We start from the raw sequence: 24,376 nt of genomic DNA, 5'->3' as shown, positions 1-24,376 counted from the left end.
CCGCTACAGGCAAAAACGTCTGATCAAGTGCTGCAACACCGAGGTGGTCGGCTTGACGAACGAGAGGTCGAGATACTCGTCAGGCTGATGCGCCTGGGTGATATGACCGGGGCCCAGCACTATGGTCTCGCAGCCAAGCTGCTGGATAAACGGCGCCTCGGTGCAGTAGTTGACCGACTCGGCGGCGCGGCCGCTCGCCTTCTCAGCCTCCCGCACCAGCACAGAGTCGTCGGCACAGGCGTAAGCAGGAATAGGCTCATGCAGATGTTGCAGATGCAGGCAGCCGGGTTGGTGAATTTCGATGGGCGACAGCGCCTCTTTGAGCATGCCCATCAGCTCATCCGGTCCCACCTGCGGAGTGGGTCGCAGATCGATATGCAGCTCGCAGCAGCCGCAGATGCGGTTCGGGCTGTCGCCCCCCTGAATGTAACCAAGGTTCAGGGTCGGCTGTGGCACGGCAAAGCGGTGGTCAGCGTAGCGATCTTTCAGATCCTGCTGCAAGCGCAGCACCTGCCCCATCGCCTTGTGCATGATCTCCATGGCGTTGACGCCGTTGGCGGGATCCGAGCTGTGACCGCTCTTGCCGGTAATGCGGATCGCCTCCGACATATGCCCCTTGTGGGCCACCACCGGCACCAGTCCGGTCGGCTCGCCAATCACGGCGTAGTCGGGTTTCAGCTCGGCCGCCGCGGCAATGGCGCGAGCCCCCGCCATGGTGGTCTCTTCGTCGGCAGTCGCGAGAATGCGCAGCGGCTTGCTGAGCGTCTTGAGGTCAATCTCTTTCAGTGCCTCGACGATAAAGGCGAAGAAGCCCTTCATATCGATGGTGCCGAGGCCATAGAGGCGGTTGCCCTCTTCGGTCACCTTGAAGGGATCCTTGCTCCAGCCCCCCTCATCGAACGGCACCGTATCGGTGTGGCCCGCCAGCAGCAGACCGCCCTCCCCCTGACCGATCGTCGCCACCAGATTGAACTTGCCGGGCAGCTCCGGCAGCGCCGTTACCTCGCATTGAAAGCCGAGCTGGGTAAACCAGTCGGCCAGCAGCCGGATCACCGCCTCGTTACTCTGGTCCCACTTGGTATCCGTGCTACTGATAGAGGGAATCGCAATAATATTCTTATAGAGTGAAAAAAAATCCAGATTGGCCATCAGCTGCTCCTTGCGTCCCCGGAATGTTTCTGTTAGAAAATACAAATGCAAAGTGAGTGCATGAATATTCTGTAATTTTACCTGAATATCTGGCTCATCAACAAAGGCTTCTAGTTGTAAGGGAAAGTTAATGTTCTGTCACCTGATCTATAACCGACGACACACCCCCGCCTGAATTGCCCCTCCGCACTCGTGCAAAGGGGCGATCGAACCCCCTTGTGCACTGCAGCGTCATGCTGTGAATCTCGAACTCTGACTTGGAATATTCAACATGCTTAACACCGTTATCGTCGGTGCCAGTGGCTACGCGGGAGCCGAACTGGCCGCACTGGTACAGAACCATCCACAACTCAAACTGTTCGGCCTCTATGTCTCCGCCGGCAGTCAGGATGCCCACAAGCGGTTCTCTTCCCTGCATCCCCAGTGGGTCGGTGCCCTCGATCAGCCGCTGCTGCCGCTGGACGACGACGGCATGACCCGGATCCTGACCCAGGCCGATCTGGTACTGCTGGCCACCGCCCACGAGGTGAGCGCCGAGCTGGCACCCAAGTTTCTCGCCAAGGGTCTGCCGGTGTTTGATCTCTCCGGCGCCTTCCGGGTCAAGGATCAGGGCTTTTACGACAGCTTCTACGGCTTCACCCACGACAGCGAACAGTGGCTGGATCAGGCCGTCTATGGTCTGGCGGAGTGGAACAGCGATGCCATTGCCACCGCCCAGCTGATTGCGGTGCCCGGCTGCTACCCGACCGCCTCCCTCTGCGCTCTCAAGCCGCTGCAGCAGGATGGGCTGATTGCCAAGGGGTGGCAGCCGATCATCAACGCCGTCTCCGGGGTTTCCGGCGCCGGTCGCAAGGCGGCCATCAACACCAGCTTCTGCGAAGTGAGCCTCAACCCCTACGGCACCTTCAATCACAGACACCAGCCGGAGATCAGCCACCACCTCGGCAAGGAGGTGCTGTTCCAGCCCCACCTTGGCAACTATGTGCGCGGCATCCTGGCCACCATCTATGTGCAACTGGCTGACGGCGTGACCCCTACCCAGGTGGATCAGGCCTTCCTCAAGGCCTACGAAGGCAAGCCGCTGGTGCGCCTCAGCGGCCAGATGCCCTCCATCCGTGGCGTAGCGGGCACCCCTTACTGCGACATCGCCTGGCAACAGCAGGGCAACATGCTGGTGGTGGTCTCGGCCATCGACAACCTGCTCAAGGGCGCCGCCTCGCAAGCGATGCAGTGCATAAATATCAAATTTGGTTTTGAACCGGCCACCGGCCTGATTTAAGGAAGGATTGAGAGATATGGACAAGCAAACTCTGGTAATCAAGCTGGGCGGCGCCCTTATCGAGAACGACGAGGCGCTGACCGCCCTGTTCGCCACCCTCAAAACCTTTCTCGACGATCAGCACCGTCCGCTGGTGCTGGTACACGGCGGTGGCTGTCTGGTGGATGACCTGCTCAAGGGGCTGGGTCTTACCTCCACCAAGAAGAGTGGCCTGCGGGTGACCCCGTTCGAGCAGATCCCCTTTATTGCCGGGGCGCTGGCGGGTACGGCCAACAAGCAGATGATGGCCAAGGCAATCGCCACCGGCATTCCGGCGGTGGGGCTTTGTCTGGCGGATGGCGGCCTGTGTCAGGTGACCCAGCTCGACCCGGATCTCGGTGCCGTCGGCGAGTGCAAGCCAGGCAACCCGGCGCTGGTGGCGGGGATCCTCGGTCAGGGCTTCCTGCCAGTGGTGAGCTCCATCGGCATCACCGCCGAGGGGCAGCTGATGAACGTCAATGCGGATCAGGCGGCCACCGCCATTGCCGAGGCGCTCGGTGCCGATCTGGTAATGCTCTCCGACGTGAGCGGCATCCTGGATGGCAAGGGCAAGCTGGTGCCCCAGCTCGACAAAGTGACCGCGCTGGATCTGATGGAGAAGGGGGTGATCAGCGACGGCATGGCGGTCAAGGTGAAAGCCGCCCTGCATGCCGCCGAGACCCTGGGCAAACCGGTCTGCGTCGCCAGCTGGCGCTACCCGGATCAGCTGCTCAAGCTGCTGGCTGGCGGTGCGGTCGGCACCCAGGTCACCCTCTGATCTCCACCGGAACAAGGAATATCCGATGCAACATCTTCTGAAAGACAGCGATTTAAGCAAGGCCCAGATTGAGGCGCTGATCGCCCTGGGCAAAGCGGTCAAGGCCGATCCGAAAAAATACGGTCAGGCACTGGCGGGCAAGAGCGTGGTGACCCTGTTCGAGAAACCCTCCCTGCGCACCCGGGTCACCTTCGACATCGGCATCGCCAAGCTGGGCGGCCACAGCGTCTATCTGGATCAGCAGAACGGCGCGCTGGGCAAGCGGGAGTCGGTGAAGGATTTCGCCGCCAACCTGTCGCGCTGGTGTGATGCCATCGTCGCTCGGGTGTTCGATCACCAGACTCTGGTCGAGCTGGCGGAGCACGGCTCCGTGCCGGTGGTGAACAGCCTGTGCAACCTCTACCACCCCTGCCAGGGGCTGGCCGACTTCATGACCATTAGCGAACACTACGGCGATCTGTCCAAGGTGAAGCTGGCCTATCTCGGCGATGGCAACAACGTCAGCCACTCCCTGCTGCTGCTGGGGGCGACCCTCGGCACCGACGTGACCCTGGTCTGCCCGAAAGGCCACGGCCCGGATACCCAGATCTTCCTGCAGGCCCAGGCGCTGGCGGCCCAGTCTGGTGCGACCATCCACATCAGCGACGACGTGGCGGCCATCGAAGGGTTTGACGTGGCCTACACGGATACCTGGGTCTCCATGGGTGACAACACGCCAATGGAGCAGGTAAAAGATATCTTTATGCCTTATCAGATCAACCAGGCCCTGCTCGACCGCACCGGCATCCAGCACGTGCTGCACTGCCAGCCGGCGCATCGGGAGCTGGAGATCACCTCTCAGGTCATGGATGGGCCTGGCTCCCTCATCATGGACGAGGCAGAAAACCGGATGCATATCCAGAACGCCGTACTGCTGACCCTGCTTGGGCACAAATGACGGCAACCGACCCCAAATAACACCCTTTTATCGAATCATCATGGAGAGAAGTAAATGAGCGGAATCAACAAGATCGTACTGGCTTACTCGGGCGGACTGGATACCTCGGCCATCATTCCCTGGCTGAAGGAAAACTATGATGCGGAGATCATCGCCTTCGTCGCCGACGTCGGTCAGGAGCGTGACGATCTGGAAGGGATCGAGCAAAAAGCCATCGCCTCCGGCGCCACCAAGTGCATCGTCAAGGATCTGCGGGAAGAGTTCGTCAAAGAGTACGTCTACCCGACCCTGAAGACCGGCGCCGTCTATGAGGGCACCTACCTGCTGGGTACCTCCATGGCCCGTCCGGTGATCGCCAAGGCGATGGTCGAGGCCGCGCTGGCGGAAGGGGCCGATGCCATCTCCCACGGTTGCACCGGCAAGGGCAACGATCAGGTGCGTTTCGAAGGTGCGGTCGCCGCGCTGGCGCCCCAGCTGAAAGTGATTGCCCCCTGGCGTCTGTGGGACATGCGCTCCCGGGAAGATCTGCTGGCCTACCTGGAGACCCGCAACATCCCCTGCAAGGCGACCCTGAAGAAGATCTACAGCCGTGATGCCAACGCCTGGCATATCTCCACCGAGGGTGGCGAGCTGGAGAGCACCTGGAACGAGCCGTCCGAAGCGGTCTGGCAGTGGACCGTGCCCGCCGAGCAGGCACCGGATCAGCCGGAGTACGTCAAGCTGACCGTGGCCCAGGGTGAAGTGGTGGCCGTTGACGACCAGCCGCTCAGCCCGCACCAGATCCTGATGACCCTGAACGAGCGTGCCGGCAAGCACGGCGTGGGCCGCATCGACATCACCGAAAACCGGATGGTGGGCATGAAGTCCCGTGGCTGCTACGAGACCCCGGGTGGTACCGTGATGGTCGCCGCGCTGCGCGCCGTGGAAGAGCTGGTCTTGGATCGCCCGACCCGCGCCTGGCGGGAAAAGCTGGGTGCCGAGTTCTCCCACCTGGTCTATGACGGTCGCTGGTTCACCCCGCTGTGCAAGGCCATTGTCGCCTCTGCCAACGCCATTGCCGAAGATCTCGACGGTGAAGTGGTGCTGAAGATGTACAAGGGTCAGGTCACCGCGGTGCAGAAGAAGTCGCCGAACAGCCTCTACTCCGAAGACTTCGCCACCTTCGGCGCCGACGAAGTGTACGACCAGAGCCATGCCGAAGGTTTCATCCGTCTCTACACCCTGGCGAGCCGGATCCGCGCCATGAAGGAGCAGCATCAGGCCATCGGTGGCGATCACACTCACGGCTAAGCAAGCGCAATAACCCGTTGATTCCGTTGAGGGGGCATGGCCCCCTCTTCTATAGGCCGAGGGCATAGCCCCTGACCCATCATCGGCGGGTGTGACAAGAGCGGCAGCGCCCCGGCCGCTTCTGCGAGATAACAGACTCGCAGAAAAACAGGGCACGATTTCAAGCTCGGTGGCCAGGGCGCCGCCGACAACGCATTCAAGGAGAGCAGTATGGCACTTTGGGGTGGACGCTTCAGTCAGGGAGCCGATAGCCGGTTCAAGCAGTTCAACGATTCGCTGCGGTTCGATTACCGGCTGGCGGAGCAGGATATTCAGGGCTCCATGGCCTGGGCCAAAGCGCTGGTCAAGGTGGGCGTGTTGACCGCCGATGAGCAGGGCAAACTGCAACAGGCGATGGAGGTGCTGCTCGCCTCGGTGCAGCAGGATCCCCAGCAGATCCTGAGTTCGGATGCCGAAGATATCCACTCCTGGGTCGAGAGCCAGCTGATTGCCGCAGTCGGCGATCTCGGCAAGAAGCTACACACCGGCCGCTCGCGCAACGATCAGGTCGCCACCGACCTGAAACTCTGGTGCAAGGCGCAGGGGGAGCTGCTGCTCGGCTCCATCACCGCCCTGCAGCAGGGGCTGGTGGCCTCCGCCCGCGCCAATCAGGCCGCGGTGCTGCCGGGTTACACCCACCTGCAGCGGGCCCAGCCGGTCACCTTCGCCCACTGGGCGCTGGCCTATGTGGAGATGCTGGAGCGGGACTACTCCCGACTGCAGGATGCCCTCAAGCGGCTCGACACCAGCCCGCTCGGCTGCGGCGCGCTGGCGGGCACCGCCTACGCCATCGACCGCGAAGCGCTGGCGCTCGACATGGGCTTTGGTGGCGCCACCCGCAACAGTCTGGATTCGGTCTCCGATCGGGATCACGTGGTGGAGCTGATGCACGTGGCGTCCCTCTCCATGACCCACCTGTCGCGCTTTGCCGAAGACCTGATCTTCTACAACACCGGCGAGGCGGGCTTTGTCGAGCTCTCCGACGCGGTGACCTCAGGCTCCTCCCTGATGCCGCAGAAGAAAAACCCGGATGCGCTGGAGCTGATCCGTGGCAAGACCGGCCGGGTGGTCGGCGCCCAGATGGGCATGCTGATGAGCCTCAAGGCGCTGCCGCTGGCCTACAACAAGGACATGCAGGAAGACAAGGAAGGGCTGTTCGATGCCCTCGACACCTGGCACGACTGCCTCGATATGGCGGCGCTGGTGCTGATCGATCTGAAAGTGAACGGCGAGCGCACCATGGTGGCCGCGCAGGGCGGCTACGCCAACGCCACCGAGCTGGCGGACTATCTGGTAGCCAAAGGAATTCCGTTCCGTGAAGCGCACCATATCGTCGGCGAAACCGTGGTATTCGCCATCAGCGTGGGTCGCCCGCTGGAGGAGCTCTCCATCGGCGAATTCCAACGCTTCAGCCCGGTGATCGAGTTCGACGTCTACCCCAATCTGGAGCTGGAAGCGACCCTCGCCAAGCGAGTCGCCAAAGGCGGTGTCGCCCGCGAACAGGTAGAGGCAGCCCTCACCGCCGCCGAAACCTGGCTGGCAAAACGCAGCTAATCACCGTTAACGCAGAGAGAGGGCATCAGCCCTCTTTTTTTTGCGCCAGAAACGGCTTGTCCCGCTGACTGGATGCCTGTAGTTGTTGAATGGATGTCAGCGCTCGATAGAAGGAATCTGCATGTATCTGCCACCTCATTTCGCCACCGATGACCCCGAGGCCCTGCATCAACTGATGCAAGCACATCCGCTAGGTGCTCTGATCACCCACGGCTCACAGGGGCTGGATGCCAACCATCTGCCATTCGAGTTTGCTAAGGAAACCGGAGGGCAGGGAGTCTTGCGTGCCCATGTCGCACGCAACAATCCGCTCTGGCAAGAGGCCAAGGATGGGGACGAAGTACTGGTGATCTTCAAGGCTGCAGATGCCTATATCTCCCCTAGCTGGTATCCGAGCAAGCATGATCATCACAAGCAGGTGCCGACCTGGAACTACAGCGTGGTGCATGCTCACGGCCGCATCAGCATTCGTGATGATGCTCGTTTTATCCGCCGTTTACTGGCCAATCTGACCCGAACCCATGAAGCCGGGGAACCCTCGCCATGGAAGATGGCGGATGCGCCGAGAGAATATATGGAAACCATGGTGCAGGCCGTTGTCGGCATTGAAATCGAGATAGAGCGGCTGGTTGGCAAATTCAAACTGGGCCAGAACAAGGATGAAGCGGATCGCCAAGGTGCAGCTCACGCCTTGCACGCTAGAGGGCTGGTAGAAGTAGCCTGCGATATGGAGAACCCGCCATCACCTCGCCCATAACGTGTTAAACCACAAACAGAAACGGCAACCCGAGGTTGCGTTTTTTATTGCTCACCGCCGTTCAGGCGCTGGCATTGAGCAGTTTGCCAACCCCCTCCCCCTTGCCATTGGGCAGAGTCTGTTTAAAGGCGCCGAGCAGCTGATCGAGATTGAGGTCGCTGGCACCAAGGGTACCCTTAAGGGTATCAAGTTCACTTTGCAGCGCATCGAGGCGGGTACTCTGGGTACCGCTCGCCAGCTGGTTGCGGGCGCTATCGATGGCGGCAGGGAGGGATTGGCCGCCATTCTCCTGCCCCAGAGTCTGCATCAGCTCACCCATAAAGTGGTTGATGGCAGCGCGGTTATGCTCGCTATTGGCATCCTTGACTCCCAGCCGCTGGAACAGGCTCTGGACGGTCGGCGGCAGGCGCTCCTCCTGCACGGTTTGTTGCACAGGCTCAGGTTTGCTACTGCTGCCGAGCAGCTGACTGCCCAGCTTGAGGGCGATAGAGGCAAGGGGAAGCAGGGTACTGATCATGATATCTCTCCGCGACGGCAGCCCTTGGTGGTGATGTGAGAAGGAGTGCATAAGCGGGGCCAGAACGATGAAAAAAACACCAACAATAGCCAACTCATTGAGCCGTCGAGCGATTTGAATAGCTGCCTCGTGCCTGGGCATGACCATTGCGAGTATCAGGAGAGAGCCGGGCGGCCAGCGGCTGCCGCTGCTGATCAGCGCGGCAAAGGGGCATTGCCGGAGCAAACCGGAAGCGGCGGAATTTCCTTATGCTCCACGCCAGCCACCCCCGCGAGCGCACCATTTTTCATTCATGAAGCTTATGACCATTAAGAACATGTAAATTTTCTTATTTAACATGTTCGCGCATGATGGCTCTCAAACCGGATTTGCCGTTGCCGCTATGCTGTCCGGCAGCCGCTCCCCCTCGCCTCTTTCGATTCTGGAGTCGTTATGTCACTGATTACCCCTCATATCTCCCCCGAAGTCAGCCAACTGGCCCCCGGCTTTCGCGCCCTGAGCATCACGGTACAGGCCGCGACCGTGGTTGACCCGAACGTGGGGGCGCGCGCTCTTGATGAAGCCTGCAGCGCCATGCTGACCGCCGATGTGCCGTGGGCAGAGGCGCACCTCGCCGCCTGGGGCGATCTGTTCAGAACGTTCGGCGCCAAGCCGCAGCGGACTCCCTGTTCCGCCGAGGCCCTGAGAAAACGGGTCGCCCGCGATGGCAACCTGCCCACCATCGATCCCGTGGTCGATCTCTACAATGCCATTAGCATCCGCTACGCCATTCCGGTCGGGGGCGAAAACCTGCGCGCCTATGAGGGGCTGCCGCGACTGGTGGTGGCCGATGGCAGTGAGCAGTTCGATACCATGAAAGGGGGCGAACCCGCCCACGAATCTCCGGAACCCGGCGAGGTGGTCTGGCGGGATGACAAGGGGGTCACCTGTCGGCGCTGGAACTGGCGGCAGGGGGTGCGCACCCGACTAAGTGTCGATTCGGGCCAGATGTGGTTCATTCTGGAGAGCCTGCCCGAGATGCCGCTGGCCGCCCTGCAAGAAGCAGGAAATAGGCTGATTGCAGGACTGAGGGAGATGATGCCGGAGGCGGTGATCACGCAGTGCCTTATCGGCCATATCGAATAAACCGGAGAGCAGACGCGTTTCGTCAGCAGATACAGAGAGGGGCGCCGCAGCGCCCCTCTCTCTTTCATCCTGCTCAGCCCAGCAGCATGGCCACATGCCGCTTTGGGGACATTCATATCCGAATACCACACCCCTTCAACCACTTGCGCAGTCGCCCGTTGGCGTTGAGATAGGGGGAGGCGCTATTGAACTGGATCATCCGCCCCAACGTCCACTTCTCATACCAGAGGCAGCCATACAGCTGCTGGTCGCTGCGCGCCTCAACCAGTTCGATGATGTGCCCTCTGGCGGCAGCCAACCGCTGCAACAACGCCGGATAGCAGAGCCCCTCGTAATCCCGATAGAACTTTTGGGCCAGCCCGCCCAGCTCGTTCCACTTAAAACCGGTCTCGGGAAAATCAACCGGCAGACCCGCCTCATCCCGCTCGATCCACTTGATCAGCAGTTCGTTCCAGCCGATAAGGTAGGCCAGCAGATTGGCGACGCTCATGGTGCCTCCCTTGCTGTGACCTGCCAGGGTCGGCTCCCGCACCCGGCTCGCGGGGACGGCCTGCAACGCCTTGAACAGCTTGCCGAAATTGGTATCGATCGCGAGCAGCAGCTCGGCTTTGTTTTGCGGAATTCCCATTGATCCCCCCCGCTTGCGGCGCAGCCGAGGCAATTGCCGCAGCCAAGACAGCGCGCTACGCTAACTCTCTTCCATTCTGTGCAGCTCATCCAGTGCAGGCCAACCATCACGGCAAGATCGGCAATGAATCAACTAATCAGCTATATCAGGGCCATTCATCGACAGGCGAGCCCCGTCACCCTCACCCGCCAAGAGAGTGAACACTATAGCGAGCATGATGAGAGCGGCACTGTGATCCGGCACCAGATAACCACCAGCTGGTTTGCCAATGGGGTCGTCATCCGCCAGCAAACCGAGCAGGACGAAGCGCCATCGCAGCAGCTTTGCGCCGAGTGCTGGATCAGCTATCGGGTCATCGCCAGTCCCATCCCCATCACTCCGGCCAGCAAGCTGTTTCACAACCACTGTCAGGAGCGATTCTGGTTGAAGGTGCAGGGCATCACGCCACAAGGGTGATTGGTATGCCCGTGAACAGAACCGGCAGGGAGAAATGCAAAGAGGCTCCGAAGAGCCTCTTTTTGTATCCGTATCTGAACCCTGCTCAGCCCAGCAGCATATAGAGCTGGTGAGCGGCCACCCCGGCACACAGGCCGCCGATGGTGTGGGCGACAATGGCGCGGGAGGTGAGGTGGCGATAGCCGAGGGCATCAAGCATGGCAGTATGGGTGCTCAGGAAGCCGCTCCAGCACATCCCCATGGCGGTAAACACCGCGACCTCGTTACCGGTGATCCACCCCTTGGCGATAAAGGGAGGCACCAGCGACATGGCGGCACCGACCGCACCGAGCGAGGTGGCCGGGAAGGCGACCAGCTCCGGCTGCTTGAAACCAAACAGCAGGTCAAACAGCCAGCTTACCTTGGCAGCCAGCACCGGCAGCAGGGCAACCCCCTGGAATGCTTCACCGGTATACCCCTTGTCACCCGGGCCGAAGGTCAGCAGCATCACGAAGGTGCTGATGATCAGCACCCCGGGGATCACCGCCATCCCCAGCTCCACGCCGGATTTGCCACCATCGAGCAGGGAGTTGAGGATCCGCAGCCAGCCGGGAGCGGCCTCTTTGGTCACCCCGACCTTGGGGCCGTTGCCCGCTGGTTGCTCATCGATCAGCACTTCCCCCACCAAGGGGCGGATCATCCGCTGCATCAGTCGGGTAGAGACCACCGAGCCGACCAGAGCGCCGAGTAACCCGATCAGCGCCGCGCTGGCGGTGGATTCACCGCTCGGCAGCTGCAGGGTGGCCATAAAAGTGACCACGATCAGCCCCATGCCAAAGGCGGTGCCGAAGTTGGTCAGCGACACCAGCTGCCAGGGGGTAAAGCCTTTGCGAAAGCGGCTGTCCTTGGCGAGGCTGATCACCGCCGGGTTGTCGGAGAAGAAAGTCATCAGCGCCGCCAGCGCGGTGCGACCGGGCAGACGAAACACCGGCTTCATCAGCGGGGCCAGCAGTACCTCCAGCAGACGGATCACCCCGAACTCGCTCAAGAGCTGGCTCAGGGCACCAGAGAGCACCGTGATCCCCATGATAAAGAGCACTGTATTGAGCAGCAGCTGGTGGGCGGTGTTGAACAGGGTATTGACCATGGCCGAGAGGCCCATCTGGCTGCCGAGGTAACCGAACAGGCTGCCGAGAATAAGCAGCACCAGCACCGGCTCCAGCCAGTCCCGAATGGCGGCAAGTCGCCCCTTTGACTCTATAACTACATGATTTTCCATATCTATCCTGCGGTTCATCTGTGCGTGTGTGGTTGTTTTTATGGTTGTAAACGGGCTGGGCCCAATAGAAAAAAGCCCTTGTCTTGCGACAAGGGCTTTTTGAATTGGCTCCTCCTACTGGACTTGAACCAGTGACATACGGATTAACAGTCCGCCGTTCTACCGACTGAACTAAGGAGGAATTGTACTTCGGAGACCAGATATCGCTATCTCATCAACCTTAATTGGTGCCCAGAGACGGAATCGAACCGCCGACACGGGGATTTTCAATCCCCTGCTCTACCGACTGAGCTATCTGGGCAAATGGTGCCGGCTACCGGAATCGAACTGGTGACCTACTGATTACAAGTCAGTTGCTCTACCTACTGAGCTAAGCCGGCACACTTTAAACCATTGTGCATGAACAGATTTTTTATTTCATGGCACCAAAATTGGTGCCCAGAGACGGAATCGAACCGCCGACACGGGGATTTTCAATCCCCTGCTCTACCGACTGAGCTATCTGGGCGTGGGCGCTATTAAACGGATTTTAAGCCGGATGGTCAACGGGAAATTTCACTTTTTGTCTCGTTCGTCTCTTTTTTGCGCAACATCGCCCATTTCTGCCACTTCATCGGCACAGGCCACGCGTTTTCGCCCCCAGACTCTGGGTTCCTCTCCCTTGAGCAGGCGGGAGATGTTCTCGTGATGGCGGATCAGGATAAGGCAGGAGAGCAGCGAGACTGGCAGGGTGTATTCGGGTTTGAGCAGGTAGGTAAAGAGCGGCGTCAGCAGCACGGTAATGATGGAGGCCAGCGAGGAGTAGCCGCTCACCAGCAGCACCAGCAGCCAGGTGCCAATCACGGCGCCCCCCATGGTGAAGCCGATGGGCATCATGGTCCCCAGAGCGGTGGCGACCCCTTTGCCACCGCGAAAATGAAAGAAGATGGGATACATATGGCCGAGGCAGGCGGCGACCCCGATAAAGCCGAGGTAGACGGGTTTGATCTGCAGATACCAGGCGAGATAGACGGGCACAGTGCCCTTGAGCACATCGAGCAGCAGCACCACCAGCGCCGCCATCCGGCCACCGAGGCGCAGCACATTGGTTGCCCCCGGATTGTGGGAGCCATGATCCCGCGGGTCGGGCAGACCGGTGCAGCGGGAGACCAGCACAGCACTGGATAGTGAACCACCCAGGTAGGCCAGAATAATCATCAAAATCGTCAGGGCCGTCATCTTGGTCGTTTTTACCACGATATGAATGGGGTATGATGCGGGCCACATACGCTGGCATGGGCCCATGCCCACCCAGAGCGCCTCGGCAAGCCTGTTGCCCGGCCAGCATCCCTGCGCTGTCATCACAGCCCATCAAGAGTAAAGAAGAAGTACAGTCATGGACAAGGTGTTTATTCGCGGACTCGAAGTTTTGACCACCATCGGTGTATATGAGTGGGAGAAGGGCATTCGCCAAAAGCTCCGTTTTGACCTCGAGATGGGGTTCGACAACCGCCCCGCGGCAGCAACCGACGACATCAATCTGGCACTGGATTATGCCGACCTCTCCAACAAGATTTGCGAGCATGTCACCGGTAAGGTCGTCGAGCTGGTCGAGACCATGGCCGAGCAGGTTGCCATGCTGGTGCTGACCGATGAGCGGGTGCAGTGGGTCAAGGTGACCCTCACCAAGCCGGGCGCCGTGCCCAATGCCGCCGGGGTCGGCGTAGAGATCCTGCGCCATCGCACGCCTGCCGCGAGCAGCAACTGATGGCCACCCTCTATATCCGTCCGGGCGCCAACCCGATGACAGGGAGCACCGCATGACCCGCATCTATATTAGCCTGGGCTCCAACATCGAGCGGGATCGCCATATTCGTGCCGGACTCGATGCCCTGCATGCCGAGTTTGGCGAGCTGCGGGTCTCTCGGGTATTCGAAAGCGAAGCGGTCGGCTTCAACGGCCGCCCCTTCTACAACCTGGTAGCGGCTGCCGAGACCGACCTGCCGCTGGCCACCGTCTGCCAGCGACTGCGGGCCATGGAGTTCGCCCACGGCCGCGAGCCAGATGCCAAGAAGTTCGCCCCGCGCACCCTGGATCTCGATCTGCTGCTCTATGGCGATCTGGTCTGCGACACCCCGCTGGTGTTGCCGCGCGGTGAAGTGCTCACCAACGCCTTCGTGCTGTGGCCGCTGGCCGAGCTGGCCCCCACCCTGTGCCACCCCATCGATGGTCGCACCATGGGCGAGCTTTGGCAGGCCTATGACAAGGCCTCACAGCAGCTGTGCCCCATTCCCTTTCACTGGGAAGCGTGCGAATTGCAGCATCACTGATCGACAAGGGCGCCTCACGGCGCCCTTGTCGTTTATAGCGGATAAGAGGGCCTGACCCTGCGAGAGTGGCAGGATAGCGCCCACGACAGGAGAACCCCATGCAACTCGATACCATTCACCATTTCAACTGCCAGCTGTTGACCGAACTGCCCCACCAGCGCTTCGAACATGAGCCCATCCTCGACTACGCCACCGACGAAAAGGTCAAAGCCCGCCTCGGCTGGCAGGCGGAGTTCAGCAAGACCCTGTTTCTCAAGTTCAAGGATGGCCGCTTCGCCCTGCTGCTGACCCACAGGGAGGGACGGCTCGACAACAAGGCGGTCAAGGCCGCACTCGGTGCCAAGCCCTCCATCTGCACCGCCGAAGAGATGCAGGCGGAGATTGGCTGCCTGCCGGGAGCGGTCTGCCCCTTCCTGCCCCGTGCCGATATTCCGCTACTGGTGGATCCGCAACTGCTCAACCACACCGCCTTCACCTGGACTCCGGGCCACCCGGAGCAGACCTTTCTGCTGGCGACCGAGCATCTGGCCGAGGTACTGGCGCAGCTCCCCTGCGAGGTCAGCTATCTGCCCTCGCCGACGGCGTAGCCCCATCGCGCGCCAGCTGGGCGAAGATCAGCGCCGCCAGCATGGAGAGCAGCCCGACACAGAGGTAGGTAAGGTGGAACCCGGCCAGCCACTGGCCGTTGGCCGCTGAGGTACCCGCCGAGAAGAGCCCGAGCAGGCTGGCGGCAATCGCCACCCCCAAGCTCATGGAGAGCTGCATCACCACCGAGAGCAGGCCGTTGCCGCTGCTGGCCAGGGTCGGGCTGAGATCTTGCAGCGTGAGAGTGTTCATGGCGGAGAACTGCAGCGAGTTGATGGCGCCAAAGATCGCCAGCCAGCCCAGCAGCACGCCATAGGGAAGCTGGTTGTCGATAAAGTAGAAGCTGGCGATCATGGCGCCGAGCAGCAGGGTGTTGCCAATCAGGATCCGGCGATAACCCACTCTGGGAATGAGTTTGTTCACCAGCGTCTTGGTCAGCATGGCGCCCAGCACCGTCGGGATCATGGTCATCCCCGCCTTGCTCGGGGAGAAGCCGAGCCCCAGTTGCAGAAAGAGCGGGGTGAGGAACGGCATGGCACCGCTGCCGAGGCGGGCAAACAGGTTGCCCCAGATGCCGATGGCAAAGGTGGTGGTCTTGAACAGGTTCAGGCTAAAGAGCGGCTGCTGTGCATTGGCGGCATAGAGCCAGTAGCTCGCCATCGCCGCCAAGCCGAAGATCAGTGCAAACAGCGCCCAACCAGTGGAGATGCTGTGCTCCCCCAGCCCCTGCAAACCGACCGACACCAGCACCATGCCGACGCTGAACATCACAAAGCCCTGCCAGTCGAACCGGGCGGTCTGCTGCCGCAGCTCCGGCATAAAGTGCCAGCTGGCGATAAAACCGAGCAACCCCACCGGCAGGTTGATGAGAAACACCCAGTGCCAGCTCGCCACTTCCACCAGCCAGCCACCGAGCGCCGGCCCCATCAACGGACCGAGCAGCCCAGGGATGGTAACAAACGACATCACCCGCAGCAGCTCATGCTTGTCATAGACCCGCAGCACCGCCAACCGCCCCACCGGCATCAGCAGCGCACCGCCAATCCCCTGAAGCACCCGGGCGGCCACCAGCATGGAGAGCGAATTGGAGGCGGCGCAGGCGAGCGAGCCGAGGGTAAAGAGCGAGATGGCGGCCAGATAGATGCGGCGGGTGCCGAATCTATCAGCCAGCCAGCCGGAGGCCGGGATCAGCAACGCCACCGTCAGCATGTAGGCGATGATCACCGACTGCATCTGCAGCGGGCTCTCCCCCAATGTCTCGGCCATGCTGGGCAGGGCGGTGTTGAGGATGGTGCCATCCAGCGCCTGCATAAAGAAACCGACCGCCGCCAGCAGGGGCAGCCACTTGCGCTGGGCGGGAGTCACCATGTTTGTGCTATCTGGCATGAGCTGCTACCTCCTCTTCAGATAAAAAATGACCCGCACGAAAGCGGGTCATATCAGCATGTCAGGCGTCCGGCTGGCCGAGCATGGCTTTGAGCCGCTCTTCCAGAGTGGGCTCGGGAGCCCTGAGGGTCTCCATAAAGAGTTGCTCTATCCCCGCCTTGTCCTGACTTTTCACGATAAACACCAGCCGGGACTGAGCCTTGCCCTCCGGCCAGTCGCCCAGCGCCTGCAACGGATAGAGCTGGCCGTGGACGCCGTGGATCACCACCGGCTGACTCTCCCCTTCCAGCTGCAAGATCCCCTTGAGCCGCAGCAGGGCATCGCCATATTGCGCCTGCACCGCATCGATGGCGGCCAACAGGCGAGAGGGCTTGAGCGGCTCGCCGATGCGCAAAGAGAAACTCTCGATGTTGCCATGCTCGAAGTGGGTCGGCGCCGCAGTGCCCACCTTGGCGGCAAATGGTTGCATCTTCGGTTGCATCGGTGACGCCAGCCCCTGCTTGGGGGATTCGGTGCGCAGCCAGGCCAGCAGCTGACGCACATCGCGCCCGGCCGCTTCGTTGTAGGCGCCGAGCTTCTCCAGCACCGCTGGCGACAGTTCGCCATTGGTCACCTGCTGGATCGGGGCCGCCGGATTGAGGGCCGCCAGCTGGGCTTCGACCCGCACCAGCTGTTCGCCATCCACCAGATCCCCCTTGCTCACCACCAGCAGATCCGCCAGAGCCACTTGTTTCACCGCCTCATACTGGGCAGCCAACTGCTGCTCGATATGACCGGCATCCACCACGGTGACGGTGCCATCGAAGCGGTAGCGCTGGGCGATAAAGCCCTCTTCGCGCAGGGTAAATAGCACGGGGGCCGGATCTGCCAGACCTGTGGTCTCGATAATCAGCCGCTTGAACGGTTTGATTTTGCGCTGGATGGCCTTCATAAACAGCCCCTGCAACGCCTCCACCAGAGAGCCCTGTACCGAGCAGCAGATGCAGCCGGAGTCGAGCAGCATCACCTGCTCATCCACCTGCTGCACCAGATGGTGATCCAGCCCCACCGAGCCGAACTCGTTGATCAGCACGGCGCACTCGCCGAGCTCGGGCTGCTTGACCCAGTGGTTGAGCAAGGTGGTCTTGCCGCTGCCGAGAAAGCCGGTCAGCAGGGTCACGGGGATACGAGTGTCTTGCATATCGGTCATGTCGAGTCCTTACCGGTTGGCAAACAGGTCGCTTAGCCAGCGGTTTTCAAAGCGGCCATGGGGGTCGAGCTCGGCTTTCAACGCCACGAAGTTGTTCCAGCGCGGCAGCAGGGCCGGGAAGTCGTAGAGATCCATCGCCAGATGTTTGCCGAAATGGGGGATGCCGCCAAGCGGTGCCAGCAGTTGCTGCAGCTCGCGCATCTGCTCCATGGAACCGTTGACAAAAGTGCCATCCGCCGCCAGATAGACCAGAAAACCGATCCAGCAGACTGACTGGCCATAAGCGGCGCTGAGCCAGGCCTCGGAAGGGCCGGTACAGCGCAGGATAAAGGGGTAGTGCAACACGCCCGGGTTGGCCTGTTGCCACGCCTGCAGGGTCTCCAGCGCCTCATTCATGCGATGCAGCGGCACCGCTACTTCGCAGTTGATCTGGGGCGCCGGGATCCCCTTGCAGAGGATCTGGTAGACGTTGCCCACCAGATCGGAGGCATCCTTGAAGCGACGCACCGTCTCGAAGTGCTCGCCGGCCAGCGCCTCATCCTTGGTATCTTTCGCCATCTTCTGCAGGGTGGCATCAATGGTGGCGTTCATGCGGGCGTCGATATCGCCATCCAGCAGCAGCGGCTCGCTGCCGCCAGCACGGTAGCGGGCCACCTCGTCATCGGAGGCGGGATCCACCAGCCAGATGTGGCTCTCGCCGGTCCAGGCAAACCACCAGCTCTTCACGAAGCCATGCTCGCGGTTGAGCCGCTCGTTGTGCTCCAGGAGGAAGGGGTAATCGGTGGTGAACTTGGTGCAACGCATGATGCGATTCGGCACGGTACGCAAGGTGACGTCGAGCAGGATGCCGAGCATCCCCATCCCCATCACGAAGGCGCCGAAGCGCGGGTCAGTGCGATCCACCCGAATAATCTCGCCGCTGGCCAGCATCACCGTCAGGGCCTCCACCGCATCGCACAGGGCTGACTGGTGCAGTCCCTGACCGTGGGTGCCGGTGCTGAGGGCACCGCCCAGAGTCTGGATACCGATAACGCCGGGGGATGCGGGCAACATCCGCTCCATGGCGATAAGATCGCCGTAGACGATGTCGAGCGGCGTCCCCGCCTGATAGGTGACGGTATCGGCAGTTTTCGCCAGCTGGCCGCGCAGGTGGTGCAAGTCCACCAGCAGCGCCTGACTGCCCTCGGCATAGACGCTGTGAATGGGTTCAAAAGAGAGGCCGGAGCCGATAAGGCGCAGCTTGCGCTCGGGGTGTTCCCGCAGCAGCGCTTGCAACTGGTCGCGGCTTTTCGGGCGCCACACCTGATCCAGCGCCCCGAGGGGATTGGTTCTCGACCAGTTGAACAGCACCTCCCGATTACCGATCGCCTTGATGCTGTGAAATGCCTGGAACTGAACCGTCATACCGCGCCTCATCTTTTACTGACGTCAAAATGAGCGCTGATTCTACCGAAAAGCGAGCCACAAGGCATAGAAAACAAGCCCCTGCACTAGAGGGGGAATAGGGGAGAAGGTCTCTCCCCGAGCTTCAACGCGTCTGCTGGGTCAGTGCCAGCAGCATGCCGAATCCTACCAGCAGCCCGCCAAACACCCGATCGATCCAGTGGCGCACCGCCAACAGCCGACCCCGCACCGAGTCGGTGGAGAAGAAGATCGCCACTGCGCTGAACCAGACGGCGTGGGCCAGCACGATGAAGGCGCCATAACCGAGCTGAACCGCCAGCGACGTCTGCGGCTGCACCACCTGCATAAACAGGCTGACGATGAAGATGGTGGTCTTGGGGTTGAGCACATTGGTCAGAAAACCGGTGCGCAGCGCCCCCAGGCTGGAGAGGGCTGGCTGAGCGACCAGCACCTCATCTGTCGTCGGTTTGGCGCGCAGCATTTTGATGCCGAGGAAGATCAGGTAGGCGGCCCCCGCCAGCTTGATGAGGTTGAACAACCAGAGCGACTGCTGGATCAGCAGGCCCACCCCGAGCAGGGTGTAGGTCACATGAACACAGACCCCGGCTGCAATGCCGAGCGCCGTCAGCACGCCGGTGCGACGGGAGAGCAGCAGGCTGTTGCGCGACACCATGGCAAAATCGGGCCCCGGGCTGATGACAGCAAAGAAGGTAATGGCCACTACGGCTAACAGTTCGGTCATGAAAAAGAGTCCTGATGTAGAGAGATATCGGCTATTTTATTTGGCATAAACACCAATAACGAACGATAACTTCTGACATGAATGGTGATAATAAGTCACAGAAAGACCTCTCCCTCCCCTCCCTGACGGCACTGCGCTGTTTCGAGGTGGCGGCCCGCACCGAGCACTTCAGCCGCGCCGCCGATGAGCTGCACCTCACCCACGGTGCCGTCAGCCGTGCTGTACGCCTGCTTGAAGAGGATCTGGGGGTCATGCTGTTCGAACGCCGCCAGCGCAGGGTTTTTCTGACCGAGGCGGGCGAGCAGCTCTATCAGGCTGTCAGAGAGGGTTTAGGTGGCATCCGCCAGACAGCACAGTCACTGCGCCAACAAAGTCGCCCCCAGTCGCTGGTCATCTCCTGCGAACCCACCCTGCTGATGCGCTGGCTGATCCCGCGCTGGCCCGCCTTTCAAGCCCTGCACCCCGAGCTGGACGTGCATCTGATGGCGGGCGGTGGCGCCCTCAGCTTTGGCAACGGCATAGACCTCGCCATTCGGCGCAACGACTTTCACTGGCCTGATGACCTTTACAGCCAGCTGCTGTTTGAGGAGCAGACCGGGCCAGTCTGTCAGCCGGGCAAGGTGGCGCAGTTTTTCGAGCCACAAGGAGGGCTGCCAGCGCTGCGCCCCTCTGCCCCCCGCCTGCACACCAAGACCCGTCCCGCCGCCTGGCAAAGCTGGCTGGAACAGGCCGGACTGAGTGCAAGCGATGAGGCGCCGACCCAGACCTTCGAACACTTTTACTTCAGCCTGCAGGCCGCCGTGGCGGGCCTTGGCATCGCCATCGGCCCCTACCGGCTGGTGTGCGACGATGTCGCCGCCGGCCTGCTGGCCGCCCCGCTAGGATTCATCCCGGATGGCACCGGCTATCACCTGCTCGCCCCCGCGCCGCCCATTCCCGGCAGCCCCCATGAAAAGCTGGCGAACTGGCTGCAATCCCTGAGCAAATAGGTCACGACACCTCTCGGGCCCAACCCGCGTCCCTGCCTCGCGTGTGGCCGCTGGACAGTGACGACACAGATTCAGCGGGCCCGAAAACCACTGCCACGCGCTTGCGCCGCCAGCAACAAGGCATCGACCACGATACGCACCTTGAGCGGCATGTGCTGACTCCTGGCCCAGATAACATTGATCGGCATCTCGCCACCAGACTGGTCATGAAGCACACAGACCAGCGCTCCCGAGTCCAGCTGCTCCCTGACCAGCCAGGTCGGTACCTGAACCAGCCCAAGACCAGCCAGCGCCGCTGCTCGTACGGCTTCGCCATCCCCCATCTCGTAGCGTACCGGGATATCGTAATCTTCCATTTTCCCCGCCCCGTTGCGGAGCAGCCAGCTATGACGATGTCCAGAGCGCCAGTCGATGATGCAGTCGTGCCGTGACAACTCATCCGGGGTAAGGGGAACCCCACGCCGTGCCAGATAGGCGGGCGCCCCGCAGATGACCAGCTGCTGCTCCCCCAGGCGGCGAGCAACGAGATCGGCCTGATCTTCCAGCGCGCCAATCCGCACCACCAGATCGATGTTGGCCTCAATGAGATCAACCTTGCGCTCGTTGAAGCTCACCGACAGATCCAGCTGTGGATGCTTGCCCGCCAGTTCCAGCAGGATCGGCAGCACATGCCTGCGGCCAAACGCAGCGGGCAGATCGATGCGCACGCGCCCCGACGGGCTCTGTTTTCCTGATGCAAAGCTCTGTTCCGTCTCCTCCAGCACCTGGATGGCCTGGAGACAGCTGGCCAGATATGCCTCCCCCTCCAGGGTCAGGCTCACCCGACGGGTTGTTCTGTGCAACAGCTTGACCCCCAGTCGCGCCTCCAGCCGCACTATGCTCTTGCTCAACGCCGAACCGGTCAGCCCCAGCGCCAATGCGGCGGCGGTAAAACTGCCCGCCTGCGCCACGGCGACAAAGTGTCTGACGCTCAGAAAAGGGTCCTGCTCTGCCATCGACTCGGTCCTTGAGGGAAATAGAGATTGGAATAATAGCTACTTAATCAATCCCAAGGAATCAATCACACTGTAAACAGGTTCATTCAACGCCATCCCTGGCTTGGGGTGACCCAGAGAGCCTTAGTTCCCGACTCGCTCAGACGTTGTTTTATCACCAGACAGGAGAGACCAGATGTTGACCGTTAAACCCCTCAGTGGACAAGTTGCCTTCGTACAAGGTGGTTCGCGCGGCATCGGCGCCACCATTGTAAAACGCCTCGCTCGCGACGGTGCCGCCGTGGCCTTCACCTACGTTTCCTCGACCAGCAAGGCAGAGGAGATAGTCGCGACCATCACAGCCGCTGGCGGCAAAGCGCTGGCCATCCGGGCCGACAGCGCAGATGCCGTGGCCGTTCAGCACGCCATCCGCCAAACCGTCACTACCTTTGGTCGACTGGACATCCTGGTCAACAACGCCGGGGTGCTGGTATGGGGCAACATTGAAGAGATGACCCTGGACGATCTCGATCGCACCCTGGCGGTCAACATCCGCAGCGTGTTTGTGGCCTGCCAAGAGGCGGCCCATCATATGGGCAATGGGGGGCGCATCATCAACATCGGCAGCACCAACGCTGACCGCATCCCCATGGCGGGAGGGGCTGTCTACGCCATGAGCAAATCGGCACTGGTCGGCTTGACCAAGGGCATGGCACGGGATCTGGGCCCGCGTGGCATCACAGTGAACAACGTGCAGCCAGGCCCGGTCGATACCGATATGAACCCGGCTGACGGGGAATCGGCGGCGCAGCTCAAGGGGATGATAGCGCTGGCCCGTTACGGCAAGGATGAGGAGATTGCCAGCTTCGTCGCCTATCTGGCAGGGCCCGAAGCGGGCTATATCACCGGCGCCAGCCTGACTATTGATGGCGGTTTCTCTGCCTGACCCTTGGTTTTTGGCTACACAAAAAAGCCCCTGCGCTTGCCGGGGCTTGATAACAGGACAAGTTGCGGCGGCACAGGTCGCTATGCGGCTACAGTGGCAAGGCGGATTCAGGCTGGCTCAAGCCGCCCCTCGACTGGCGAGGCCTCCTGCGCCAGCAGCTCCTCGCAAAACTGGCGCAGCGGCATCGGGCGGGCAAACAGGTAGCCCTGCAGATAATCGACCCCCTTGGCCCTGAGGTAGTCAGCCTGACGTTCGGTCTCCACCCCTTCCGCCACCAGCGCCAGTCCGAGTCGGGTCGCCAGGTCGATCACGTTGTCCACGATATGCTCCGAGAGCGACTCGGTACCGATGCGGGCGATAAAGGATTTGTCGATCTTGAGGTAATCCACATGAAACTGCTGCAGGTAAGCCAGGCTGGAGTGGCCGGTGCCGAAGTCGTCGATGGCCAGTTTGACCCCCATCTCGTCCAGCTGGCGAAACAGGGAGAGAGTCTGGGGATCGGACATCAGCAGCTCCCGCTCGGTCAGCTCCAGCACCAGAACTACCTTGCCCGGCGCAAAGTGGCCGAGGAAGGTGCGGCACTCGGCCAACAGGGCAAAATCGTGGCAATGGGCCGCGCTGATGTTGAAGCTGATATGAAAGCCATCGGGCAACTGCGCCTGAACCCGATTCAACCGTGTAGCTACCAGCTTCATGATATGGGTGGTCATGGGAACGATCAGTCCCGACTCTTCCGCTTGCGGGATAAAGAGGTCGGGCCGGATCACCCCTTCATTGGCATGTTGCCAGCGCATCAGCACCTCTGCCCCCATCATCTTGCCATCGTGGCTGGCAATCAGCGGCTGCAGATAGGGAACAAACTCCTTGGCTCGCAAGGCGCGTCGCAGCTCATCCGTTGGCGAACCGGGGCGCCCCAGCACCCACCACACCAGCCAGGCCAGCAGCGTAGAGGTTGCGGCCAACCACAGCAGCGCCTGATGCCTGGCGTCCCACAGCGACTTCCAGTAGACCGGCATGGCATAACCGGCGTGAATGGTGAAAGGATAATGGAATGAGCCGAGGGCGAGACTGGTTCTGCGATGCAGGGTGGGCGCTTCATTGAGATAGCGACCCGACGCGTCGAGCCAGGCTGACCCCACCTGCAGATAGAGGGCACTGGACTTGCCACTCAGAGAGAGCATGAAGCTGAGCTGGGTGCTGTCGATGGCGCTCAATGCAGCATTCCTGCCCTGTTCGGTTCGCACCACTATCAACGGGTGATTCTGCCGCACCCGATTGCCACTCATCAGCAACAGCTTGTTGCCGGTATAGAGCGACATGTCATCGGCATCACTCACCGCGCCGAACAGGGAGGTACAGCTGATGATGCCATCGCGCACCAGATTGACCGAACGCAGAAAGGGTTCGATAGCCACCTTTTTGCGCAATACCAGCAGGTTTTCGTCACAGGGGGCATTGACCAGTGGCAATACCGAGCGATTGGCCTGCTCCGCATGATCCAGCATCGCCTCCAGCAGGGTTCTGGCCTTGTGGGCCGAGGCGCTGGAATCCGCTTTCAGATCCTGCATATAGTTGCTGTGGATGATCCAGCCGCCCGCCAGCAGTGGCAGGACGAAGACCAGCAAGGCGCAGCCGAAGCGTAACCGGGTTCGGGAAAGATCGATCCTGAACAAAAACATAAAGAACCACGCCGCAATTCGTCGGGCCAGCCCGCACAAGCCAAAGAGAAAAGAAGTCATCTCACACCGATAGCGGAGCACTATTTCTTCGCGACCGGTCATAACCAGACAACATAACGCAAAGCGTTTATAAAACGAACTATAAGGTGTACTCAGGGATGATTCATGCAGCAAACAGCCCCGAACGGATCAATTCCACCTCAAACCCTTCTCATCCTGCAATTCCTTCTCCCAATAGCCCCTTGTGAAGAGATTGACTACAGGCCAGAGCGGTTAACCCTGATAGTTTAAAATAATGTTGGAAGAGCCCTTCCTTGGTAGTACAGGTGATCAAATTCACACAACTGGATGACCGTCATAATAATCCAGTAAATGCAACAAAATTAAC

At 60.9% G+C, this 24,376-nt stretch carries 24 protein-coding genes and 4 tRNA genes; 13 read left to right on the top strand and 15 right to left on the bottom strand.

Translation table 11 applies throughout. The annotated features are described in order from the left end of the window. Window positions 1-3: 3 nt before the first annotated feature. Window positions 4-1,149 (bottom strand): acetylornithine deacetylase, encoded by a 1,146-nt coding sequence (argE, locus tag PG888_RS00870; protein ID WP_182938360.1) that lies wholly within the window; start codon window positions 1,147-1,149, stop codon window positions 4-6. Window positions 1,150-1,420: 271 nt separating this feature from the next. Here argE and argC point away from each other — a divergent pair, with 271 nt between their 5' ends. The 6 genes from argC to PG888_RS00840 all read left to right on the top strand — a co-directional run bounded on the left by argC (window position 1,421) and on the right by PG888_RS00840 (window position 7,801). Then, window positions 1,421-2,428 (top strand): N-acetyl-gamma-glutamyl-phosphate reductase, encoded by a 1,008-nt coding sequence (argC, locus tag PG888_RS00865; RefSeq protein ID WP_270692477.1) that lies wholly within the window; start codon window positions 1,421-1,423, stop codon window positions 2,426-2,428. Window positions 2,429-2,444: 16 nt separating this feature from the next. Then, complete coding sequence (gene argB, locus PG888_RS00860; protein WP_270692478.1) at window positions 2,445-3,224, top strand: acetylglutamate kinase; 780 nt, start codon at window positions 2,445-2,447, stop codon at window positions 3,222-3,224. 25 nt (window positions 3,225-3,249) lie between these two features. Further along, window positions 3,250-4,161: an ornithine carbamoyltransferase gene (locus tag PG888_RS00855; RefSeq protein WP_168967995.1), complete on the top strand. Its 912-nt coding sequence runs from the start codon at window positions 3,250-3,252 to the stop codon at window positions 4,159-4,161. A gap of 54 nt (window positions 4,162-4,215) precedes the next feature. Further along, on the top strand, window positions 4,216-5,451 hold the full coding sequence (locus tag PG888_RS00850; protein WP_016349361.1) for an argininosuccinate synthase: 1,236 nt from the start codon (window positions 4,216-4,218) through the stop codon (window positions 5,449-5,451). Window positions 5,452-5,661: 210 nt separating this feature from the next. Further along, complete coding sequence (gene argH, locus PG888_RS00845) at window positions 5,662-7,044, top strand: argininosuccinate lyase (protein ID WP_182938364.1); 1,383 nt, start codon at window positions 5,662-5,664, stop codon at window positions 7,042-7,044. 121 nt (window positions 7,045-7,165) lie between these two features. Further along, window positions 7,166-7,801 carry an FMN-binding negative transcriptional regulator gene (locus PG888_RS00840; RefSeq protein ID WP_182938365.1) on the top strand — a complete coding sequence of 212 codons (636 nt, stop codon included), beginning with the start codon at window positions 7,166-7,168 and terminating at the stop codon, window positions 7,799-7,801. Window positions 7,802-7,862: 61 nt separating this feature from the next. On the opposite strand, the gene PG888_RS00835 is transcribed toward PG888_RS00840, so the two are convergent. Beyond that, complete coding sequence (locus tag PG888_RS00835) at window positions 7,863-8,318, bottom strand: hypothetical protein (RefSeq protein ID WP_182938366.1); 456 nt, start codon at window positions 8,316-8,318, stop codon at window positions 7,863-7,865. Between the two features lie 432 nt (window positions 8,319-8,750). Between PG888_RS00835 and PG888_RS00830 the strand changes: the two genes are divergently transcribed. Further along, window positions 8,751-9,443, top strand: coding sequence for a B3/B4 domain-containing protein (locus PG888_RS00830; RefSeq protein WP_182938367.1), 693 nt, complete (start codon window positions 8,751-8,753; stop codon window positions 9,441-9,443). 112 nt (window positions 9,444-9,555) lie between these two features. On the opposite strand, the gene PG888_RS00825 is transcribed toward PG888_RS00830, so the two are convergent. Then, on the bottom strand, window positions 9,556-10,071 hold the full coding sequence (locus PG888_RS00825; protein ID WP_182938368.1) for a ClbS/DfsB family four-helix bundle protein: 516 nt from the start codon (window positions 10,069-10,071) through the stop codon (window positions 9,556-9,558). Between the two features lie 123 nt (window positions 10,072-10,194). On the opposite strand from PG888_RS00825, the gene PG888_RS00820 reads away from it, so the two are divergent. Continuing rightward, window positions 10,195-10,527, top strand: coding sequence for a hypothetical protein (locus tag PG888_RS00820; RefSeq protein WP_182938369.1), 333 nt, complete (start codon window positions 10,195-10,197; stop codon window positions 10,525-10,527). A gap of 85 nt (window positions 10,528-10,612) precedes the next feature. On the opposite strand, the gene PG888_RS00815 is transcribed toward PG888_RS00820, so the two are convergent. The 6 genes from PG888_RS00815 to plsY all read right to left on the bottom strand — a co-directional run bounded on the left by PG888_RS00815 (window position 10,613) and on the right by plsY (window position 13,003). Next, on the bottom strand, window positions 10,613-11,785 hold the full coding sequence (locus tag PG888_RS00815; protein ID WP_042655705.1) for a CD0519/CD1768 family membrane protein: 1,173 nt from the start codon (window positions 11,783-11,785) through the stop codon (window positions 10,613-10,615). A gap of 105 nt (window positions 11,786-11,890) precedes the next feature. After that, window positions 11,891-11,966 (bottom strand) — tRNA-Asn (locus PG888_RS00810). 44 nt (window positions 11,967-12,010) lie between these two features. After that, window positions 12,011-12,086, bottom strand: a tRNA-Phe gene (locus tag PG888_RS00805). Window positions 12,087-12,089: 3 nt separating this feature from the next. After that, window positions 12,090-12,165: transfer RNA gene (locus tag PG888_RS00800), tRNA-Thr, on the bottom strand. A 52-nt stretch (window positions 12,166-12,217) separates the two neighbouring features. After that, window positions 12,218-12,293, bottom strand: a tRNA-Phe gene (locus PG888_RS00795). Between the two features lie 47 nt (window positions 12,294-12,340). Next, a complete protein-coding gene (gene plsY / locus PG888_RS00790) occupies window positions 12,341-13,003 on the bottom strand; it encodes a glycerol-3-phosphate 1-O-acyltransferase PlsY (RefSeq protein WP_182938370.1) in 663 nt (220 codons plus the stop codon). A gap of 157 nt (window positions 13,004-13,160) precedes the next feature. On the opposite strand from plsY, the gene folB reads away from it, so the two are divergent. From folB to PG888_RS00775, 3 genes are all read left to right on the top strand, one after another. Beyond that, on the top strand, window positions 13,161-13,532 hold the full coding sequence (folB, locus tag PG888_RS00785; protein WP_075112913.1) for a dihydroneopterin aldolase: 372 nt from the start codon (window positions 13,161-13,163) through the stop codon (window positions 13,530-13,532). 52 nt (window positions 13,533-13,584) lie between these two features. Continuing rightward, complete coding sequence (gene folK, locus PG888_RS00780) at window positions 13,585-14,094, top strand: 2-amino-4-hydroxy-6-hydroxymethyldihydropteridine diphosphokinase (protein ID WP_182938371.1); 510 nt, start codon at window positions 13,585-13,587, stop codon at window positions 14,092-14,094. Between the two features lie 98 nt (window positions 14,095-14,192). Beyond that, the gene (locus PG888_RS00775) at window positions 14,193-14,681 is read left to right on the top strand and encodes a YbaK/EbsC family protein (RefSeq protein WP_270692484.1); all 489 of its coding nucleotides are present in this window, start codon (window positions 14,193-14,195) and stop codon (window positions 14,679-14,681) included. On the opposite strand, the gene mdtD is transcribed toward PG888_RS00775, so the two are convergent. From mdtD to PG888_RS00755, 4 genes are all read right to left on the bottom strand, one after another. Further along, window positions 14,653-16,065: a multidrug transporter subunit MdtD gene (gene mdtD, locus PG888_RS00770; RefSeq protein WP_270692486.1), complete on the bottom strand. Its 1,413-nt coding sequence runs from the start codon at window positions 16,063-16,065 to the stop codon at window positions 14,653-14,655. The genes PG888_RS00775 and mdtD overlap by 29 nt on opposite strands. A gap of 61 nt (window positions 16,066-16,126) precedes the next feature. After that, window positions 16,127-17,254 carry a CobW family GTP-binding protein gene (locus PG888_RS00765; RefSeq protein WP_270692488.1) on the bottom strand — a complete coding sequence of 376 codons (1,128 nt, stop codon included), beginning with the start codon at window positions 17,252-17,254 and terminating at the stop codon, window positions 16,127-16,129. 9 nt (window positions 17,255-17,263) lie between these two features. Further along, window positions 17,264-18,658, bottom strand: a complete 1,395-nt coding sequence (locus PG888_RS00760) for a D-arabinono-1,4-lactone oxidase (protein WP_270692489.1) — start codon at window positions 18,656-18,658, stop codon at window positions 17,264-17,266. Window positions 18,659-18,782: 124 nt separating this feature from the next. Further along, window positions 18,783-19,400 carry a LysE family translocator gene (locus PG888_RS00755; protein ID WP_042058740.1) on the bottom strand — a complete coding sequence of 206 codons (618 nt, stop codon included), beginning with the start codon at window positions 19,398-19,400 and terminating at the stop codon, window positions 18,783-18,785. Between the two features lie 77 nt (window positions 19,401-19,477). On the opposite strand from PG888_RS00755, the gene PG888_RS00750 reads away from it, so the two are divergent. Continuing rightward, complete coding sequence (locus PG888_RS00750; RefSeq protein WP_182938376.1) at window positions 19,478-20,389, top strand: LysR family transcriptional regulator; 912 nt, start codon at window positions 19,478-19,480, stop codon at window positions 20,387-20,389. A gap of 71 nt (window positions 20,390-20,460) precedes the next feature. Here PG888_RS00750 and PG888_RS00745 read toward each other — a convergent pair whose 3' ends face one another. Then, on the bottom strand, window positions 20,461-21,384 hold the full coding sequence (locus PG888_RS00745; protein WP_182938377.1) for a LysR family transcriptional regulator: 924 nt from the start codon (window positions 21,382-21,384) through the stop codon (window positions 20,461-20,463). Between the two features lie 175 nt (window positions 21,385-21,559). Here PG888_RS00745 and PG888_RS00740 point away from each other — a divergent pair, with 175 nt between their 5' ends. Then, a complete protein-coding gene (locus tag PG888_RS00740) occupies window positions 21,560-22,309 on the top strand; it encodes a 3-oxoacyl-ACP reductase family protein (protein WP_182938378.1) in 750 nt (249 codons plus the stop codon). A 107-nt stretch (window positions 22,310-22,416) separates the two neighbouring features. On the opposite strand, the gene PG888_RS00735 is transcribed toward PG888_RS00740, so the two are convergent. Further along, window positions 22,417-23,988 carry an EAL domain-containing protein gene (locus PG888_RS00735; RefSeq protein WP_270692494.1) on the bottom strand — a complete coding sequence of 524 codons (1,572 nt, stop codon included), beginning with the start codon at window positions 23,986-23,988 and terminating at the stop codon, window positions 22,417-22,419. Window positions 23,989-24,376: the final 388 nt, after the last annotated feature.

The organism is Aeromonas sp. QDB23, from assembly GCF_027707745.1.
Taxonomy (GTDB): domain Bacteria; phylum Pseudomonadota; class Gammaproteobacteria; order Enterobacterales; family Aeromonadaceae; genus Aeromonas; species Aeromonas allosaccharophila.
The sequence above is the reverse complement of the archived record's forward strand: the minus strand, read 5'-3'. Positions and strand labels throughout refer to the sequence as shown.